Raw genomic sequence first — 18,823 nt, 5'->3', positions numbered from 1 at the left:
CGCACCCTTCCGGGCGCGGTCTACGCGGGGCCCGACGTGCGCAACGCCAGGGTGCTCGCCGCCCACTGGCCGGCCCCGGCCGGGCGCGCGGCCACCATGTCCCGTGACCGGGGCGCGGCGAGGCGCAACAGACCGTCGGCCGGCGGCCCCGACGCGGACCGGTGGGATCCGGCGAGCGGGTCCCACCGGTCCAGGTGGAACGGCACCGTGTTCAGTTCCCCCTCGGCCACGACCAGCGTCAGCCAGTCCCGCGCGAACGCCCCCGGCCGGCCTGTCCGGGAGGCGGGCAGCACCATCCGGATCGGGTCCCCGTCCAGCGCGTGCCCGGTCATCCCGCCGCCGATGAACTGACCGGGGAACAGCGACGAACCGGCGCCGAAGCGGTCGTCGAGGTTGACCAGCACGCACCACAGCGGCCGGGGGCCGGTGTTGCGCAGCCGCACGGTGACCCAGGGCGCGCGCGGGCCGTCGTAGGCCAGGGCGATCTCCCCGTTCCCGTCGGGCCGCAGCGGCTCCTCCCGGCCCCAGGGGACCACCTCCACCCGCACCCGCCCGGCCAGCGGCGAGAGCCCCGCGTCCAGATCGCGGATCCGGTGCCAGTGCGTCAACCGGGCCAGACAGTCGGTCAGCCGCGCCGCGTCGGCGGCGCCGGCCAGCGGCAGCGGGTCCACGTACGGGGAACCGTCGCGCCGCAGCACGCGGGCCCGCGCGCCGCGCACCTCCACGCGGAACCAGACACGGGCCGACCGGGCCTCCACCGAGTCGGCGGCGACCGGACGCAGCAGCGGGGACGGGGGCAGGACGACGTCCTCCCCGTCGAGCACGACCGCGGCCGGGGGCAGCGCCAGGGCCGACAGGGCCACCGGACGCACCGATCCGGGCTCGGGCGTCCAGCCGTCCGCATCGACCAGGCACCGGTCCGCGCGCACCGCCCGGACCCGTACGACACCCTCCGCAGCCGCGAACTCGGTACCGTCCCCACCGGTCAGCCCGTGCACCCGCCCGCAGTCCACCTCCCAGCCCTGCGGCCCCTCCCGCAGCAGGTACGGGCTCGGCCCGGCGCCCCCGTCCGAGGGCCCGGGCAGGACCGGCCGGTCCGCGAGTCCACCCGGCTCGGCCGGGAACAGCACCGGCTGCTGCCCCGAGAGCACCCGCCGCACGCCCGCGTCGGCCGCCGCGAGCAACTCCCGGCCGGTGACCGCGGGCCGGGTCCCGCGCAGGGCGTCCAGCAGGGCGTGGGAGAACACCCCGTGCACGACCGGCCCGCCGGGCGCGTCGAAGCGCCGCTCGTGGGAGAGCTGCCCGATCCGGCTCGCCGCCAGCAGCAGGTGGTGCGGCCGGGGGTCGGGCCCGACCGCGTCCCGGGACGCCGGGGGTGGCTCCCAGTCGGGCAGGGGCGGGAGGTACCGGGCGGCCGTACCCTCCTCGCGGCTCGCGCCGCCGGAGAAACAGCAGTCCAGGACCGCCACCACGTGCCCGCCGGCCGTCGCCGCGGAGTCGAGCAGGGCGCCCAGGCGCTTGTCCGGCAGCGGCCCGTCCGCGCACACCACCGCCTGGCAGCGGCCCGTCGGCTCGATCCTCAGTTCCTGCGGGGTGGCCGCCGCGTACTCCGTGCCGTGCCCGCTGAACCAGAGCAGCGCGGTGTCCCCGGGGCCCGCCTGCCCCAGGTGCGTGCGGACGGCCTCCTCCACGGCCGCGACCGTCGCCTCCCCGTTCAGCAGGGTCAGCGCCCGCAGCCGGCCCGGAGCCCGGCGTTCCAGCGCCGGTCCGGCCGCGACGACGTCGTTCACACAGCCGCGCAGCCGCGCGCGGACCCCGATCCGGTACTCGTCGATGCCCACGAGCAGGGCGTAGACCGTCCCCATGGGCCCAGTCTTCCAGCCGGCCGCTCGCGCGTGTGGCCGAACACCGGTCGATTCGGGGTCACTTCGCGGGTGGGCCGGGGGCGCCGCGTCGGGGTGGACGGCCGCGGGCGGTCAGCGAGCGGCCGTACGGGGCTTGGTCTGCTGGACGGCCCAGCCGTTGCCGTCCGGGTCCGAGAAGTACACGAAGGACCCCCAGGGCATGTCCTGGACCTCCGTGACCTCCACGCCCCGCCCGCGCAGGTCGGCGTGGGCCGCCTCGATGTCGGTGACCACCACCTGCATGTTGTCCAACGACCCGGGGGCCATCCGGGTGAGCCCCTTGCCCAGCGCGATCGAGCAGGCCGATCCGGGCGGGGTCAACTGGACGAAGCGGATCTCCTCGCTGACCGTGACGTCGTGGTCGGCGTGGAAGCCGATCTTCTCGTAGAAGGCCTTGGCCCGGTCGACATCGGTGACGGGGACGGCGACCAGCTCCAGCTTGATGTCCATCACGACCTCCACGATCGGCAGCGGCCCCGGAGTACGGGCCTTTCGGCATCATGCGCCCGGGGCGGGCGTCCCGCCGCCCGGCGCGACCGCGACCTCCGCACCTGCCCCGACCTCCGCACCGGGCTCGCCGGACCCGGTGGGCTCGCCGCCCCCGGTGTCCCCCGCGCCCTCGGAGGCGAACTGGGTCCGGTACAGCTCCTCGTACCGGCCGCCCGCCGCCAGCAGCTCGGCGTGCGTGCCCCGCTCCACGATCCGGCCCTCCTCCACCACCAGGATCTGATCGGCGGCCTGCACCGTCGACAGCCGGTGCGCGATCACCACGGCGGTCCGCCCGGCCAACGCCTCGGCCAGGGCCTCCTGGACCGCCGCCTCCGAGGTGGAGTCCAGGTGGGCGGTGGCCTCGTCCAGGATCACCACGCGCTGGCGGGCCAGCAGCAGCCGGGCGATGGTCAGCCGCTGCCGTTCGCCGCCCGAGAGCCGGTAGCCGCGTTCACCGACGACGGTGTCGAGACCGTCGGGCAGGGAGGCGACGAGCCCGTCCAGCCGGGAGCGGCGCAGCGCCTCCCAGATCTCCTCCTCCGTTGCCCCGGGCCGGGCCAGCAGCAGGTTGGCCCGCACCGACTCGTGGAAGAGGTGACCGTCCTGGGTGACCATGCCGAGCGTCGCCCGGATCGAGTCGGCCGTCAGGTCCCGTACGTCGATGCCGGCGATCCGCACGGCGCCCGCGTCGGCGTCGTACAGCCGGGGCAGCAACTGGGCGATGGTCGACTTGCCGGCGCCGGAGGAGCCGACCAGGGCGATCATCTGCCCGGGTTCGGCCCGGAAGGACACCTCGTGCAGCACCTCGGTGCCACCCCGGGGGTCCAGTGTGGCGACCTCCTCCAGGGAGGCCAGCGAGACCCGCTCGGCGGAGGGGTACCCGAACGAGACCCGGTCGAACTCCACCGCGACCGGGCCCTGCGGCACGTCCACGGCGTCGGGCTTCTGGTCGATGAGGGGCTTCAGGTCGAGGATCTCGAAGACCCGCTCGAAGCTGACCATGGCGCTCATCACCTCGACGCGGGCACCGGCCAGCGCCGTCAGCGGGGAGTAGAGCCGGGTGAGCAGCAGGGCGAGGGCGACGACGGAGCCGGCCTCCAGGGTCCCGCGCAGCGCGTAGTACCCGCCGAGCCCGTACACCAGCGCGAGCGCCAGGGCGGAGACCAGGGTGAGGGCGGTGATGAACGCGGACTGCGCCATCGCCGTGCGGACGCCGATGTCCCGCACCCGGGCCGCGCGGGCGGCGAACTCGGCGGATTCGTCGGCGGGCCGGCCGAACAGTTTGACGAGGGTGGCGCCGGGGGCGGAGAACCGTTCCGTCATCTGCGTGCCCATCGCGGCGTTCAGCGTCGACGCCTCCCGCTGCATGGCCGCCATCCGCGTGCCCATCCGACGGGCCGGCAGCACGAACACCGGCAGCAGGACCAGGGCCAGCAGGGTGATCTGCCAGGAGATGCTCAACATCACGACGAGGGTCAGCAGCAGGGTGACGGTGTTGGAGACCACCCCGGAAAGGGTGTTGCTGAAGGCCCGCTGGGCCCCGATCACGTCGTTGTTGAGGCGACTGACCAGGGCTCCGGTCCGCGTGCGGGTGAAGAAGGCGACCGGCATGCGCTGTACGTGGTCGAAGACCGCCGTCCGCAGGTCCAGGATCAACCCCTCGCCGAGGGTGGACGACAACTTGCGGGTCAACAGCCCGAGCCCCGCCTCGACGACCGCGATCACCGCGATCAACAGGGCGAGCCGGGTGACGCGGGCACTGTCCCCACCGCCGACGATCGTGTCCACGACCCGACTGGCGAGCAGGGGAGTGGCGACCGCGAGCAGCGCCGTGACGACACTGAGCAGCAGGAAGAGGGTCAGCCCGCGGCGATGCGGGCGGGCGAAGGCGGCGACCCGCCGCAGGCTCGCCCGGGAGAGCGGGCGACGATCCTGCTGTGCGTTGATCGCGCTGTGGAGCGAGGTCCAGGCGGTGACTTCCATGTCCATGACCCGGACAGTAGGACCTCAACCGAACGTGAGGTCAAGGCATCGGCCCTCACATGTCCTGGATGGCTGCCAACCCCCGCTCGCACGAGGGACATTGGAGACTCTCGTGCGTTGTCGGAGCCCGATGGCATCATCGGGGGATGACGCAGGGATCAGAGTCCGTTCCGTCCGCCAGCTCCTCCCGCCCCGCAGCAGACAGCGTCCTCGACCGCTTCGAACGATGGGCCCGGGACACCCCGAAGGCGCGCGCCGTCACCGCTGTCCCCGGCAGCCTCACGTACGGGGAACTCGACGTCCGCGCCAACCGGTTGGCCCACCACCTCCTGGCCGCCGGCCTGCCGCCCGGCGGGCTCGTGGCCATCGGCACGGCCCGGCAGACCGAGATCGTCGTCGCCCTGCTCGCCACCCTGAAAGCCGGCGGCACGTACGTCGTCCTCGACGTCGAGGCCTCGGGCAGCGGGCCGCGTCGGCTCGCCACCCTGGAGCCCTTCGCCGTCCTCACCCACGCCGCCCACCAGGCCCGCCTCGACGACGGCCGCGACCTGCGGTTCATCCGCCTCGGCGCCGAAGCCGGCGCGATCGCCGAGCGGCCCGCCGGACCCCCCGCCCGCGCCCGCGCCCGGGACGCCCTGCTCCAGTTCACCGGTGCGCCGCAGCCGCGCGCCGCGGCGCTCACCCACACCCTGCTGCTCGCCGCCCACGAGGCCTGGGAGGCGGTGGCTCGGCCGACCCCCGAGGACCGGCACCTGATCACCACCGGGTCCGACGCCACCGCCTTCACCACCGGCTGGACCCGGGCCCTGTGCTCGGGCGGTACCCTCGTCCTCCCCGACCGGGGCCCGTGGACGCCCGACACCGTCCGCACGGCCGTCGGAACCGAACGGGTCACCGTGGTGCACACCGACCCGGCGGGCGCGGCCCACCTGCTCCTGCCCGAACGCGAAACCCTCCGCGACGCCCGACCCGGAGCGCCGCTTCCCCGTCAGGACGACGACGCGGTGCGGTCCGTGCGCCTGCTCCACATCACCGGCGACCGGCTCCACCTCGACCAACAGGCTGCTCTACAAGCCAGGTTGCGCCCCGGCGGACGAGTGCTCAACGTCTACGGATCCACCGAGACCGCCGGCATCGGCACCTGGTTCGAACTGTCCCAACTGCCGGGACCGCTCGACGCCCCCGAGGAACTCTCCCTCATCGGAACCCCGTTCCCCGGCTGCCGGGCAGAACTCCGCGACGGACAGCTGTACCTCGGTCCGCCCGGCGGCGGCGACGCGATCCCCACCGGCGACCTCGCCCACGCGCGCCCCGACGGGCTGTGGGAGTTCGGCGGCCGGATCCGGGACCGCATCCACCTCGACGGCCACCCCTTCGACCCCCACCCCCTGGAAGCCCTGATCCGGTCCCACGAACACATCGGCGCCGCCCTCGTCGCCGAGATCGAGGTCGGCCGGGGGGCGCGGCGACTCGTCGCGTACCTCTGCCCGCCGCCCGGCGGGGGCACCTGGCTCCCGGGCGGCGACCTGCCGGGCTCCGACCAACTCCGCGACCACCTGCGGGGGAAGGTCCCCGAGGAGCGGATCCCGCGCACGGTGATCAGGCTGCGGGCCCTGCCGCGCAACGCGGCGGGTCAGGAGGACCGGGCCGCCCTGCCGCGACCGCCCCGACTGACCGACCCGGCGACGCCGGTCCGCAGGACGGGCGGCAAGTACAGCCCCGCGACGGGTGGTTCGGAGTTCCCGATCGGCTGCGCCATCGGCTGCGGATCGCTCGTCCTCGGGGTCATGGCGCTCATCTTCACCGACGTGATCTGGCCCGGCTCGACCGAGCTCGCGGGCATACCGGCCCCCTGGGCACCCCTGTTCTTCGTCCTCTACCTCTGCGAGTGCCTGGCCTTCGGCGCGGGCCTGATGTTCCTGTTCTCCGGCCGCCCGAGGATGCGGGAACAGGGGCGCGGGGCGGGGCTGACCACGGCCGCCCACCTCGCCGTGGTCTACCTGCTCCTCGCCTGGTGGCCCCAGGACAACCTGTACCGACTGGCGGCCAAACACGACTGGCCGCGCCAGGCCGCCCTGGTCTACGCCTTCAACATCCCCCTGATGATCGCCGGCGCCGTCGTCGTCGCCTACCTCATCCGGAAGCCGGCCTCGGCCTTCGACTTCGACGACTGATCCAACGGCCCGCCGACACGGCCCGCACGGCCGGCCCGGACGGATCCGCGTCCGCGCCGGCCGCGCGTCCGGGCCCGGGCGGCGGCCCGTCCGGGTCGTCGAACCCCATCACCTTCCCGACCCCCAGGGCCTCGGCCCGCACCAGGGCCTCCGCCGCGTCCAGCACCGCCCGGTCGCGCGCCGCCACCAACACGCCCAGCCACGGCGCCGGATCGCCGGCCCCGGTCGGGATCGCCGGAACGAACACCGCCCCGAGGTCCGCGCAGCCCCGCGCCAGGTCGGCGCACCACTCGTCCGCCCGGGCCGGCGGCAGCCTCGCTCCCAACTCCACCCGGTCCACGATCCGTACCAGGTGCCCCGCGCCGCGCAGCGCGTCGAGCCGGGCCGCCACCATGAAGGCGATCGACGGCCCGGTCAGCCGCAGGTTCGTCTCGGTCGGCGCGAGGAGTCCCGTCCCGTCGACGACGAAGTCCACGTCGAACCAGCCCCGGTAGCCGGCCGCGGCCAACTCCTGCCCCACCGCCTCCCCGAAGCGCGACAGGGGCCGCTCCGCCGCCGCGGGCACCACGCCGGGACCGACCGTCGCGCCCCGGTAGCCCCCGTCGACGATGTCCATCACCGCCCCGCCGACCGTGTGGACCCGCCCCGAGCCGTCCACGAACCCGTCGTACGTCAGATCACCCGCACCGTCCGCCCCCGCCGGGCCGGACACGTACTCCTCCACCAGCAGCGGGCCGCGGGGTAGCCCCCGGACCAGCGCGCGGGCCCCGCCGGCGGCCCGGACCCGCTCGGGAGACGCGTGGGTGGTGCCCGAACCCCCGACCCCGTGCTCCGACTTGAGCACGCTGCTCTCGCCGCGCGCCACCCGGGCCGACAGCAGCCGCACCGCCTGCCGGCGGCCCGCCGCCCGCCACTGCCCCGGCAACCTGATCCCCGGATGGCCCCCGGCCGCGAGGATCCGGCCGAACAGGGCGTGCGCCGCGGACTTGGACTCGTAACGCAGGTCGCGTGCGCGCCACGGCCGCCCCGACAGCCGCCCGAAGGGCTCCGTCAGCCCCCACGGCACGAGGGTCGGCGCGCCCTCCGTCAGCCGCGCGGCCAGCGCCGGCCGGGACCGTACGGCGTCCGACAGGCCGGGCCGCCCCGCCGCGAGCCCGTCGTACACCTCCACCTCCCCCCATTCCAGCTGCCGTGCGACCAGGCGCGTCCAGCCCGGCGACACCGCGAGCGGCAGCACCAGCGCGGCCGGTTCCGGGCCGTAGAAGGCGGCCAGGCAGGCGTAGTGGTGCGCGGCCCGTTGCTCCCGGTCCAGCGACGGGTCGCCGAACTGCGCGTTGAACTCGGCGACATTGCCCACGTGCACCGAAGGCCGTCCACCGGTCCACTCCCGCGCCCAGTCCGCGAGCGGGACGGGCGCCACCTCGAAGCGGACCAGCCCCTGCGGGGCCCCTGTCCCGGCCACCGCGCCCATCGCCCGGTAGAACCCCGCCGCGTGCGGATCGGCGTCGATCAGCAGCCGACGCGTCCCCAGCGCGACGGACCGGCGCACCACGTCCCGGTACAACAGTCGACCGATTCCCCGGCCGATGGCCGACGGATCCACGAACAGCAGGCCGAGCCTCGACACGGGGCCGGCGGGCTCCCCCTCCAGCGAGGCGAGCCCCCGCACCGTCCCGTCCGCGTCCTCGGCGACGACGATCCGCCGGGCCGCGACCTCCTCCGCCCGCACCCGCAGTTCCTCGGCGCAGCCGGCCAGGAACCGCTCGTCGTACCCCCAGTACGCCTTGGACCGCAGCACCAGCGCGGACAGCTCCCCGGCCTCCTCGGCCCGCGCGGCCCTGAGCTTTGCCATTCCCTGACCTCCCCATGGTCCGCCGCGACACCGTGCGATAGATTCGGCCACCCATACGGCGGACACGCCCTCCCCTTCCTACCCACCCGGAGACAGGCTTCTCAATGAGCGACATCATCAATGGACTTGGTCGCACCAGTGCGTTCGGCGCCCTCGGCCTGGTCCTGCTGATCCTCGGCATCGTCCTGGTGGACGTGCTGACGCCCGGGAAGCTCCCCAAGCAGATCTGGGAGGAGCGCAACCGCAACGCCGCGCTCCTGCTCAGCTCCGCGCTCCTCGGCATCGGCGGGATCGTCTTCACCTCGATCTGGACGACGTACGACGACTTCGGCAAGGGCCTGCTGTCCACCGCCGCGTTCGGCCTCCTCGGGCTGATCCTGATGGCCGTGGCCTTCCTGGTGCTGGACCTGGTGACCCCGGGCAAGCTCGGCGCCATCGTCGTCGACCCGGAGCCGCACCCGGCCGTCTGGGTCACGGCCTCCTGCAACCTCGCCGTGGCCGCGATCGTGGCCGCCTCGATCGCCTGACGCACGAGCGCGCGCCCGGCCCGGCCCCCGTCCCCGCGGGGCGCCCGGCCGGGCCGCCCCGCCACTCCCGGACCGTCACGGGGGTGCAGGCACCGGCACCGGTTCCCTCCCCCCCGGTCGGCGGACCGCGCCGGGCCTCCCGGTCCCGGAGGGCCCTCAGGCCAGGCCCGCCGCGAACACCGCGAAGCCCGCCGCCAGCAGCCCCGCCGCGGTCCGCCGCACCGCCGTCGCCCCGGTCCAGGGCTCCTCGAACCGCCGGGCGTACCGGGCGATCCCCACCAACAGCGCGCCGAAGACCGGCAGCCACGCCGCCCGGGCCAGGAGCCACCCCACACTGTCCGGAGCGGTCGTCAGACCGGCGACCCCGCCGAGGAGGGATCCGGGCACGGCCGCCGCCAGCATCGCCGTCTGGTGCCAGCACAGGACCGTCATCGCGCACAGGTTGACCACGACCACCGGGGCCCACAGCGCCGGCCGGGCGAGGAGCCGCGCCAGCCGGTCCCGCAGCAGGATCGCCGCCCCCGACTGGGCGGACGCCAGGGCGAGCACGAGCAGCGACGGCGGGTGCGAGTTGGTCCGCGCCTCGCCCGGTACGCCCACCATCGACGCCGGGTAGTGGAACACGGTCAGCAGCGCCGCGAACAACACGGACCCGCCGACGAGCAGCAGCCACGCCCCGCGCCGGTCGATGCGCCGCTCGCCCCAGGACACACCCAGCTGGTACGCGAACAGCCAGCCCGGCAGGATGTTCAACAGGGCCGCCCAGGACGGCACCGAGTCCGCGAACGGCCCGTACCGCAGGAAGTCCACCACCGCCACCGACCCGAGCAACGGGGCCGCCGCCCAACCTCCGAGCCGGCGCGCCGCCCGCACGCAGTACGGGGTCAGCGCCGTGACCACCACGTACACCCCCACGAACCACAGCGGCTGGACCACCAGCGTCGCCCCGGTCCGCAGGGTCGTCTCCGGCACCCCGGCCGCGTACGCCACCGGCGCGACCAGCGCCCACACCGCGGTGACGCCGAGCACCGGCCGCCCCAGCCGGACGATCCGACCCTTCAGCCACGCCCCCGTCGAACCGCCGCGACGCCGGAAGGAGAGCACGGACGCGTACCCGCCCACGAGGAAGAAGACGCCGAGCATCTGCAGGACCCAACTCGCCGGGGCCAGGCCGCCGAACGACGCCAGCGGGCTCGCGTTGTGCAGCGCCCCCTCGCCGTCGAGGGTGAGACCGCCCAACATCCAGTGCCCGATCGGCACGGCCAGCAGCGCCAGGGCGCGCAGCCCGTCGATCGCCCGATCGCGGTGGGCGGGGGTCCGTGCCTCGATCCGGTGGGCCGTTTCCCGCAGCGAGATCGTCACGCTCATCGGGCCACCCCGTCCGCGATCGACGCGAAGGCCGCCAACGAGCGGGTACCCGGGGCGAAGTAGCCGGTGTGACCCCGAACGTCGCCGGCGGGGATCCGGCGGGCACCGAACGCCGGGGACGTGGGATCGGCGCCGTGCCCGATGCCGGCGACCTCGACGTTCGGTACGTCCGCGATCCAGTCGGAGGGACCGCGCGCCGCCCAGACCCGCGCCGCCGTGCCCAGCCCGGCGGCGGTGCCCGCCCGCATCCCCGGGGAACCGAACACGACGACGTCGCTCGCGTCCGTGTGCCGGGCCGCGAGTCCGCACACCACCGAGCCGTAGCTGTGGCAGAACAACACCGGGTCCGGCGCCCCCACCGCGTCCAACCCCGCGGTGAACCGGGCCAGCCGGACCGCCCCGACCTCCGCCAGCCGCCCGTCGGCCGCGTCCAGCCCCACCCCCACCGGGGTGGTGTAACCGGTCCACGCCACGACGGCCGTGTCCCCGGCCGTCGCCGCCCGCAGCGCCCGCGCCATCCCGGCGGGACCGGTGTGCGGCGTGCGCCGCGCGTCGTACGTGGTCGCGTCGTTGTCGGAACCGGGCACGATCACCGATACGTGCGCCGCCCGCTCCGGATCCCCGAACACCTCCGCCACCTGACCCCGGCCGCGCGGGTCGAAGGCCAGGATCCGGCGGCCGGGCCCCGCGAGGGACTCGAACCGGGCCTCGCCCGTCGCGAGGACCGCCAGCCGGTTGGCCTCGTACCTCAGAGGGAGCGGAGCCCCGTCCAGATTGCCCACCACGAGGGGATGACGGAGCAGCAGCCGGCGCCGCCCGGACTCGTCCAGCCCGGCGAAGAACGCCGCGACCTCCCGGGGCGGGGCGCTCGCCGGATCCGGCAGCCTCCGGCCGGACACACTGTCGGCCCGCCAGGCGTCGGCGCCCGGCGGCGGGCCGGTGACCGCCCGCTGGCTGTCGGCCGAAGCCCATCCCGCGGTTCCCGCGACCACGGCCACCGCGACGGCGGCGGTGACCAGTGTCCTTCCGAAGCGGCGCATGCCCCTTCTCCTCTCCTCGTGACGAGGAGGAAGGTAGGAAGGAGGTACCGGCCGGCACGTCCGACCGGGGAGCCAACCCCGATGTCATACCCCGGTAGGGGGTGGAGGAGAGCCCTCCCCGCGATCAGGCACCGTCGCCGGGGCGCACCAGCCCCGCCTCATAGGCGAAGATCACTGCCTGGGCCCGGTCCCGCAGGTCCAGTTTGGCCAGCACCTTGCCGATGTGCGTCTTCACCGTCTGCTCCGCCAGCACCAGATGCGCGGCGATCTCCTGGTTCGACAGGCCGCGCGCGATGAGCTCCAACACCTCGGTCTCACGCGGGGTCAGCCCCTTCAACCGCAGCGCCGGGTCCTTGCGAGGCGCCGGCCGCTGCCGGACGAAGTCGGCGATCAGCCGCCGCGTCACCGACGGGGCCAGCAGCGCCTCGCCCGAGGCGACCACCCGGACCGCCGCGATCAGGTCGGCCGGCGGGGCGTCCTTCAACAGGAACCCGGACGCGCCGGCGCGCAGCGCCTCGTACACGTAGTCGTCGATGTCGAAGGTGGTCAGCATCAGCACCTTCGGGCGGTGCACCACGCCCCGCGGGGGATCGAGGAGCTCACGGGCGGCCGTCAGCCCGTCCATCTCCGGCATCCGCACGTCCATCAGCACCACGTCGGGGTGCACCGTGCGCGAGACGCGCACGCCCTCCCGGCCGTCGGGAGCCTCGCCCACCACGTCGATGTCGGCCTGCGCCGAGAGCAGCGCGGCGAACCCCGCCCGCACCATGGCCTGGTCGTCGACGATGATCACGCGGATGGTCAACTCGGTTCCTCGGCTGTTTCGTTCAGGGGCAGACGGGCGGCGACCCGAAAGCCACCGTCCGGCAGCGGACCGGTGTCCAGCGTGCCGCCCGTCAACCGTACGCGCTCCCGCATCCCCACCAGGCCGTGCCCCGTGCCCGAGGTCTCCAGGGCCGGTGCGGCGTCGGGGGCGGGCCCGTTGACCACCAGCACGAGCAACTCGTCGGAGTGGAGGGTCACCGAGACGTGCGTCCGCGCGCCCGGAGCGTGCCGCACCACGTTCGCCAGGGCCTCCTGCACGATCCGGTACGCCGACAGGTCCACCGCCGCGGGCGCCGCCGCCGCGGCCCCGGCGGCCAGGGACAACCGCACCGGCTGCCCGGCCCGTACGGTCGCCTCCACCAACTGCTGGAGCCGGTCGATGCCCGGCTGCGGGGCCCGCTCCCCGCCCGGTCCCTCACCGTTCCCGCGCAGCACCGTCAGCAGCCGGCGCATCTCGCCCAGCGACTCCCGGGCGCTCGCCGCGATCGCCTCGAACTCCGCGCGCACCGGATCCGCCATGCCGGGCAGCCGGTACGGGGCGGAGTCGGCCTGCACCGTGATCACCGACATGTGGTGGGCCACCACGTCGTGCAACTCCCTCGCGATCCGCGCCCGTTCCTCCAACAGGGTGCGGCGCGCCCGTTCGGCCTCGCTGATGCCCTGCTGTTCGACGATGCGCTGCTGCGCGTCCCCGAGACCGCGCAGGGCACCCGTCAGCGCGAGGAGGGCGCCGGCGAGGATGAACAACAGCGCGGTGGTGGTGGTCACCCCGTCGGGCCGGAGGAGTTCGAGCGCCCCTCCGACCGCGCCCGTCACCAGCCACACCGCGACCAGGTTCCGCACGGACTCGCGCAGCCCCAGACAGACCATCGCCACCAGGTAGCCCACGACCACCATCGGCGTCCACGGCCAGGCCTGCCCGGCCACCCCGTCGGCACGGGTCAGCACCACCGCGCCCACGACGTCCGCGGTCAACACGATGCCCCAGGCGGGCAGCGGCCGGGTCACGGCGAGCAGCAGCGGTGCGGTCTGCGCGACTCCGAGGGCGCCGGCCCAGCCGCCGCCGGCTCCGTAGACGTTGGTCAACACGGCGATCGTCACCGGCATCAACGACAGCACGAAGACGGCCACGACGGCGAAGGGCGTCATCCGCTGCCAGGCCTTGGGGGCCCGCGCGAACAGCGGCTCGCCCGCGCGGGCGGGCGTCCGCAGCACCACCGCGAAGCGGGGCACCGTGCGGCCGGACGGTTCGGGGACCGGTGCGGGGGCCGTCGCCCCGGGCGTCGTCTCGCTCATGATCGCCCCACCCTACGGGCCCACGGGTCACCGCACCCGACTCCCGGCGTCCGGGCCCGTGCCGTCGTCGTCCCGTACGCCCGCCCGACGTGCGAGCCGCTCACGGAGCCGGGTGAGGCGGTCGATCTCGGCGTCGAGGGCGGCGAGCCGGTCCCCGACGACCCCGCTCCCGTCACATCCGACCGGCGGCCCGTCGACCAGCACGTGCAGACGGTGCGCGACCCCGCGCAGGTCCTCCACGGTGAACCCGTGGGCCAACAGGTCGCGGATCACCCGGACCCGCGCGACCTCGCCCGGCCCGTACTCCCGCCGGCCCGACGCCGTCCGGGCCGGCGGGGTGAGCAACCCCCGCTGTTCGTAGAACCGCAGCGCCCTGGGTGTCGTCCCCGCTGCCGCCGCCGCTTCGCCGATCCACATGCCGTGCCACCCGTCGTCCAGGCCGTCCCGGTCATCCCCACACGTCCACGATCACGGCCCCGAAGTGGCGCCCCGCGATCAACTCCTCCAACGCCCGGGGCGCGTGTTCGATGCCCCGGATCCGGGTGTGCGGGAAGACGATCTCACCGGAGCGCAGCCAGCCCCCGAACCGGCGGACCCATTCCTCCTCGACGTCCGGGTGGTCCGCGCCGCTGTAGCCGTGCAGCGAGAGGCCCCTGACGACCAGACGGAACGCGTCGATCTCCACCGGGGCGCTCCCGCCGAGACGGCTCGCCGACAACTGGCCCGACAGGGCGCCGACCAGGGCGAACCGGGCCCCGGGGCGGGCGGAGTCGACGGCCGCCGCCAACTGTTCGCCGCCGACGGTGTCCAGCAGGACGTCGATACCCTCGGGCGCCACCCCCGCGAGCCGCTCGGCGAAGGGCCGTGCGCCGCCCCGCAGGACGACCGCGTCGTAGCCGAGCTCCGACACCAAGCGTTCGGCCTTCGCGGGGGAGCCGGTGGTGCCGAGGACCCGGCCCGCGCCGAGCAGCCGGGCGATCGGCCCGGCCAGGGTCCCCACCGCCCCCGCCGCCCCGGTGACCAGGACGGTGTCACCCGGCCGGACCCTCGCGAGCCGCGTCAGCGCGCCGTAGGGGGCCGAACCCTGGGCGAGAGGGGCGACCGGGTCGGGCAGCGCGTCGCCCAGGGGCGTGCAGTCCGCGGCGTCCACCACGGCGTACTCCTGCCAGCCGAGCAGGTGGGACACGGTGTCGCCCGGCCGCAGCGGGCCCTCGGCCGGCGCGGCCACGACCTCGCCGACCGCCGGCCCGAACAGCGCGTCACCCGCGCGCAGCGCCGGCAGCGGCAGGCCCTCGACCTCTCCGCCGATCAGGGTGCGCAGGCCCGGGAAGACCAGGAAGTACCGGTTGCGGACCAGCACCTGACCCGGACCGGGCTCGGCGAGCGGCTCCTCGACGACGGCGAAGTGGCCCCGCTCGGGCAGCCCCCGGGGCCGGACGGACAGCCGGATCCGGCGCGTGGTCCGGGGCGGGGTGCGGGGCGGGGTCGTGACCATGTGAGGGCTCCTCGACGAGCTGCAGGCTGCGGACGCCGGCGCGCGGAGGGCGCCGCCGCCGAAGGTGCGCAGACGCTAACTCCTGACCCGCACGTCATGGTCAAGCCCTCCGCGCCCCGGGACGCGCGTCCTCGGCGGGAGCGCGCCCTCAGCGCTGCCAGGTCGTGCGCCGCACCACCGTGTCCGACCGGGAGACGGGCGTGTCGCCGGCGTGCGCGGCCAGCGCGCGTCGCATCTCCTCCAGGGCGGGCTGTTCGTCGGTCATCGGGTGCTGGAACTCGTACTGGAGGTCCGTGTCCAGGACCACCCACACCACCCGGCGCTGCTTGTCCCCGGACTTGCGCATGTCCTCCCAGTTCGTCACGTGGATGGTCACCGTCCCCACCACGATCTCGCGGATCTCCGGCCAGGACGCCCGGAACCGGCCGAAGCGCACCCCCTCGCCGTCCGCGCGGAAGGCCGGGACGAACAGGGCGCGCACGCTGAACACCAGCCCCACCGCACCGAACAGCAGGCACAGGATCGCCCAGCCCCAGAAGAAGACGGTGGCGAACAGGCTCTCCTGCTCCCACGGAGTCCAGGCCCAGAACGTCCCCACCCCCAACGCCCCGGCGAGGAGCGAGGCGAAGATCATGCTCCCCGGGCCGTCCTCGTGTATCTCGTACGGTCGTCCCCCCGCGGGCACGTTCATGACCCATCCCCCTGTCGCGTGTAGCGCCATGATGCCCACGGCCGACCCCGGGGACACCGGCCGGTTCCGGCCCCTCGGGCACCGGGTGGGGGCGGCATAGACTGGCGCCGATCAGATGATCATCGGCACGGGGGAGTCGGTACGCATGGGGACCGCGGCCGCGCTGGAGAAACTGCTGCCCGTGCTGCTCGCCTTCGCCGGCGGGGTGTTCCTCGCGCGGCGCAAGACCGTCCCGGCCGAGGCCTCCAAGGCCTTCGCGGACTACGCCTTCCTCTTCGCCGTGCCCTGCTACCTCTTCGGCAACATCCACGCGAGCGACCTCGGCGCGCTGTTCGACTGGCGTGCCATCGGCGGCTACGCGGCGGCCGCCGCCCTCGCCGTCGCGGTCGTCGCCCTCGTCGCCGTCGCCCGCGGGACACGCGAGCCGCGCGCCGTGGCGCTGCGCGTCATGGCCGGCGTCCAGGTCAACACGGCCTACTTCGCGGTGCCGGTCTTCATCACCGTGTTCGGGACCGCGGCGCCGATCTTCCCCGTGCTGCTCTTCCAGGTCTGCGTGCTGTCCCTCGTCGTCATCGCCATCATGGAACTCGGCCGCTCCGGACCGGGGTCCGGCGGTCCCGGAAGGAAGCTCGCGCGCGCCGTCGCGGCCTCGCTCGCCACTCCGCTCGTGCTGGCGTGCAACGCCGGAATCGTCTTGAACCTGCTGTCGGTGCGGGTGCCGGAAGTGGTCTTGGAGGGGGCGGCGTTCGTCGGCGACAGCGCCTCCCCGGTCGCCCTGTTCGCTTTGGGCCTGCACCTCGGGGGAGCCGGGCTGGACGTCCGCGGCACCACGCGCGAGGAACTCCTGCTGATCGGCTTCAAGTGCCTGGGCTTCCCGCTGCTGGCGTGGGCGGTGTGCGCGTGGCTGTTCGGCGTACGGGGCGACTGGCTGGCCTACCTCGTCCTGATCGCGGCGATGCCGACCCCGCAGAACCTGTTCATCTTCGCGCAGCGCTACGACGTGGGCGTCGACCTCTCCGCCTCGCTCGTGATCAAGAGTTCGGTGGTTTCCCTCCTGCTGCTGCCGCTGTGGTTGCAGACTGTCGTCTCGTGATCGAACAACGTCCGAACGCCGCGAACCCGCCAAACCCCACGCTGAACCCGGCCACCCTCGGGCTGTTGGCCGCATGGATCGCGCACGACCTGGAAGAGGTCGCCACCATGGCCCGTTGGTCCCGCACCCGGGTGCCCGCCCTGCGCGAGCGCCACCCCCGGGTGCCCGAACGGCTGTGGAGGAGCGTCACGGACGTCGACGGACTCGAGTTCGCCACCGCCGTCGCGTTCATGGGACTGATCGTCGCCGCGGCCGCCGCGGACGGCCGTCGCACCGACGGGCGCTCCGCCTTCTACCAGGCCGCCCTGAACGGATTCGGCCTGCACGGGCTGGTCCACCTCGCCCAGTCGGCCGCGGCCCGCGGCTACACCCCGGGGGTGGTCACCTCCCCGCTGATCGTGGTCCCCTTCACCCTCTGGGCCCGCGACCGGCTGCGCCGCGCCGGCGTGCTGCGGCCCACCCGGGCGCGCGACGCGGTGCTCGGCCTCGGTCTGGCCGCCGCGGCCACCGCCGCCGCGCACGCCGCGGCCCGGCTGATCCGCCGTCCCGCGCTCGTTCCCCCGGGCGGGTGCCGCTCGTTCACCCCGCATGGAGCCCCTGCCGACCATCGCGGCGCCGGGCGTCGCTGAACGCGCCGACGCCGCGGCCGATGCCGCCTGCCACCTCTACGACGCCGTCGCGCCCCGGGGCGTCGGCGGGTCGGGAGGGTGGAGCCGGACCGCCGCCGAGGACGCCGCCGAAGCCATCGAGACCACCGCGCACGCCCTGGCGTTCATCCGTCCGGGCGCCGAGGTCGTCCTGGCGCCGGTGCACACGGCCCTCGCGGAACTGCGCCGCCGGCTGGAACTGTCGCCCGCCGACCCGTTGACCGCGGACGGGGTGCCGGCCACCCCGCGCACGGTCGGCAATCCGCGCCGGACCCGCTGGGTCCGGGTGCCTCACCCGACGCGGGCGCCGGCGACGGCGGTGTCGAACAGGGCCCTGACCTCCTTGCCGAAGTAGGAGCTGTACGAGACGTCGGGCGTGTCCCCGCCCGTCTTCCAGCCGCCGATCACCCCGATCACGTCCCCGGTCCTGGTCTTCGCGTCGTAACGCGCCAGGAACGGGCCGCCGCTGGTCCCACCGGGGTAACCGGTGCAGACGATGCGCAGGAAGGAGCCGGGGATGCGCGCGTCCTTGCTGGTGAACTTCGTGGTCCGGTTGACGCACACCCGGGGGCGGGCGGCCGCCGACGGATGGCCGATCAGCGTGACCCGGGGGTGCGCGTACGGGCCCCCGGTGAGCAGCCGGTTCCCGCCGACCACGTCCTGCACCCGGCGTCCCTTGGGGCCCGGGCCGACCTGCGCGAAGGCCACGTCGAGGGTGGCCGCCCGGTTGGCGCCCTGGCTGCGGTAGCGCGGGTGGATCCACACCTTCGAACGGCCCTTGGCGTCGCGCAGCACGGGGAACATGCCGTGGGGCCGGGGGTTCTTGGCCGTGTACCGCGGGACGAACGCCACCTTCCGGGTGTCGGAGCCGAGCAGGCAGTGTGCCGCGCTGAGCACCAGGTTGCGGCCGGGGGAGGCGACCACGCTCGCCGTGCAGAAGTACGCGCCGGCGCCCTTCATGACGAACATCCGGCCGACGACCGGGATGCCGTCGAAGTTCGCGCCGGTGCCGGGGCCCGCCAGGGCGGCGCCGATGGTGTCCCCGGCCCGGTCGGACTCGGCGGACGGTTCGGGGACGGGGGTGGCCGACCCGGCGGGCGCGGTCACCGGAGTGCCGGCGGCGGACGGGTCGGGGACCGCAGTCGCGGCGTTGTCCGGGCTCGGGGCGTTGTCCGGGACCGGGACACGGTCCGGGACCGCGTCCGGGCCCGCGTCCGGGCTCGGGGCGCCGGACGGTACGGCCGTGTCGGGCGCGGCGCCCGGCGCGAGGGGCGCGGGGGTCGCGGAGGCCATGCGTTCGGCGGTCCAGAAGGACTGGGCCTCCCGGACCGACCAGCGGCCGACGGCGCGTGCGGTGCCGGCCTCGGCGACCGGCAGCGGGCCGCCGAGCAGCGCCAGCGCGGTCGCTGCCGCCGCCATGGTCAAGGTGCGTCGCATGC

Annotated in this window: 17 protein-coding genes; 5 read left to right on the top strand and 12 right to left on the bottom strand. The window is 74.9% G+C overall.

From position 1 onward, the window contains the following. Positions 1-20: 20 nt before the first annotated feature. The 3 genes from OG906_RS05385 to OG906_RS05375 all read right to left on the bottom strand — a co-directional run bounded on the left by OG906_RS05385 (position 21) and on the right by OG906_RS05375 (position 4,382). On the bottom strand, positions 21-1,865 hold the full coding sequence (locus tag OG906_RS05385; protein ID WP_329440508.1) for a caspase family protein: 1,845 nt from the start codon (positions 1,863-1,865) through the stop codon (positions 21-23). 111 nt (positions 1,866-1,976) lie between these two features. Continuing rightward, a complete protein-coding gene (locus tag OG906_RS05380; RefSeq protein ID WP_267799828.1) occupies positions 1,977-2,354 on the bottom strand; it encodes a VOC family protein in 378 nt (125 codons plus the stop codon). Positions 2,355-2,402: 48 nt separating this feature from the next. Beyond that, positions 2,403-4,382, bottom strand: a complete 1,980-nt coding sequence (locus tag OG906_RS05375) for an ABC transporter ATP-binding protein (RefSeq protein ID WP_329440505.1) — start codon at positions 4,380-4,382, stop codon at positions 2,403-2,405. A 140-nt stretch (positions 4,383-4,522) separates the two neighbouring features. Here OG906_RS05375 and OG906_RS05370 point away from each other — a divergent pair, with 140 nt between their 5' ends. Then, on the top strand, positions 4,523-6,550 hold the full coding sequence (locus OG906_RS05370; protein WP_329440503.1) for an AMP-binding protein: 2,028 nt from the start codon (positions 4,523-4,525) through the stop codon (positions 6,548-6,550). Here the strand turns inward: OG906_RS05370 and OG906_RS05365 are convergent. Beyond that, positions 6,510-8,402: a GNAT family N-acetyltransferase gene (locus tag OG906_RS05365; RefSeq protein WP_329440502.1), complete on the bottom strand. Its 1,893-nt coding sequence runs from the start codon at positions 8,400-8,402 to the stop codon at positions 6,510-6,512. The two genes, OG906_RS05370 and OG906_RS05365, sit on opposite strands and share 41 nt — an antisense overlap. A gap of 104 nt (positions 8,403-8,506) precedes the next feature. Between OG906_RS05365 and OG906_RS05360 the strand changes: the two genes are divergently transcribed. Next, positions 8,507-8,929 carry a DUF350 domain-containing protein gene (locus OG906_RS05360; protein WP_267799824.1) on the top strand — a complete coding sequence of 141 codons (423 nt, stop codon included), beginning with the start codon at positions 8,507-8,509 and terminating at the stop codon, positions 8,927-8,929. 156 nt (positions 8,930-9,085) lie between these two features. Here OG906_RS05360 and OG906_RS05355 read toward each other — a convergent pair whose 3' ends face one another. From OG906_RS05355 to OG906_RS05325, 7 genes are all read right to left on the bottom strand, one after another. Continuing rightward, positions 9,086-10,297: an acyltransferase family protein gene (locus tag OG906_RS05355; RefSeq protein ID WP_329440499.1), complete on the bottom strand. Its 1,212-nt coding sequence runs from the start codon at positions 10,295-10,297 to the stop codon at positions 9,086-9,088. After that, positions 10,294-11,337 carry an alpha/beta hydrolase gene (locus OG906_RS05350; protein WP_329440497.1) on the bottom strand — a complete coding sequence of 348 codons (1,044 nt, stop codon included), beginning with the start codon at positions 11,335-11,337 and terminating at the stop codon, positions 10,294-10,296. Before OG906_RS05350 ends, OG906_RS05355 begins: the two co-directional genes overlap by 4 nt. A gap of 124 nt (positions 11,338-11,461) precedes the next feature. After that, positions 11,462-12,142: a response regulator gene (locus OG906_RS05345; RefSeq protein ID WP_267799820.1), complete on the bottom strand. Its 681-nt coding sequence runs from the start codon at positions 12,140-12,142 to the stop codon at positions 11,462-11,464. Further along, complete coding sequence (locus tag OG906_RS05340) at positions 12,139-13,458, bottom strand: sensor histidine kinase (RefSeq protein WP_329440494.1); 1,320 nt, start codon at positions 13,456-13,458, stop codon at positions 12,139-12,141. The genes OG906_RS05345 and OG906_RS05340 overlap by 4 nt, the downstream gene beginning before the upstream one ends. 27 nt (positions 13,459-13,485) lie before the next feature. Further along, positions 13,486-13,875 (bottom strand): MerR family transcriptional regulator, encoded by a 390-nt coding sequence (locus OG906_RS05335; RefSeq protein ID WP_329440491.1) that lies wholly within the window; start codon positions 13,873-13,875, stop codon positions 13,486-13,488. Between the two features lie 31 nt (positions 13,876-13,906). Next, the gene (locus OG906_RS05330; protein ID WP_329440489.1) at positions 13,907-14,953 is read right to left on the bottom strand and encodes an MDR family NADP-dependent oxidoreductase; all 1,047 of its coding nucleotides are present in this window, start codon (positions 14,951-14,953) and stop codon (positions 13,907-13,909) included. A 148-nt stretch (positions 14,954-15,101) separates the two neighbouring features. Beyond that, positions 15,102-15,644 carry a hypothetical protein gene (locus OG906_RS05325; protein ID WP_329440488.1) on the bottom strand — a complete coding sequence of 181 codons (543 nt, stop codon included), beginning with the start codon at positions 15,642-15,644 and terminating at the stop codon, positions 15,102-15,104. 115 nt (positions 15,645-15,759) lie between these two features. On the opposite strand from OG906_RS05325, the gene OG906_RS05320 reads away from it, so the two are divergent. Genes OG906_RS05320 through OG906_RS05310 form a run of 3 tightly spaced genes read left to right on the top strand, consistent with a single transcriptional unit; the run spans position 15,760 to position 17,739 of the window. Beyond that, positions 15,760-16,737, top strand: coding sequence for an AEC family transporter (locus tag OG906_RS05320; RefSeq protein ID WP_329440486.1), 978 nt, complete (start codon positions 15,760-15,762; stop codon positions 16,735-16,737). Beyond that, positions 16,734-17,366 carry an HXXEE domain-containing protein gene (locus OG906_RS05315; RefSeq protein ID WP_329440484.1) on the top strand — a complete coding sequence of 211 codons (633 nt, stop codon included), beginning with the start codon at positions 16,734-16,736 and terminating at the stop codon, positions 17,364-17,366. Before OG906_RS05320 ends, OG906_RS05315 begins: the two co-directional genes overlap by 4 nt. Beyond that, positions 17,326-17,739 carry a hypothetical protein gene (locus OG906_RS05310; protein WP_329440483.1) on the top strand — a complete coding sequence of 138 codons (414 nt, stop codon included), beginning with the start codon at positions 17,326-17,328 and terminating at the stop codon, positions 17,737-17,739. The genes OG906_RS05315 and OG906_RS05310 overlap by 41 nt, the downstream gene beginning before the upstream one ends. Here the strand turns inward: OG906_RS05310 and OG906_RS05305 are convergent. Continuing rightward, on the bottom strand, positions 17,676-18,821 hold the full coding sequence (locus tag OG906_RS05305; protein ID WP_329440481.1) for a trypsin-like serine protease: 1,146 nt from the start codon (positions 18,819-18,821) through the stop codon (positions 17,676-17,678). The two genes, OG906_RS05310 and OG906_RS05305, sit on opposite strands and share 64 nt — an antisense overlap. Positions 18,822-18,823 lie beyond the last annotated feature (2 nt).

The organism is Streptomyces sp. NBC_01426 (assembly GCF_036231985.1).
In the GTDB taxonomy this organism is placed as follows: Bacteria; Actinomycetota; Actinomycetes; order Streptomycetales; family Streptomycetaceae; genus Streptomyces.
This window is presented reverse-complemented; position numbering and strand designations above follow the sequence as displayed.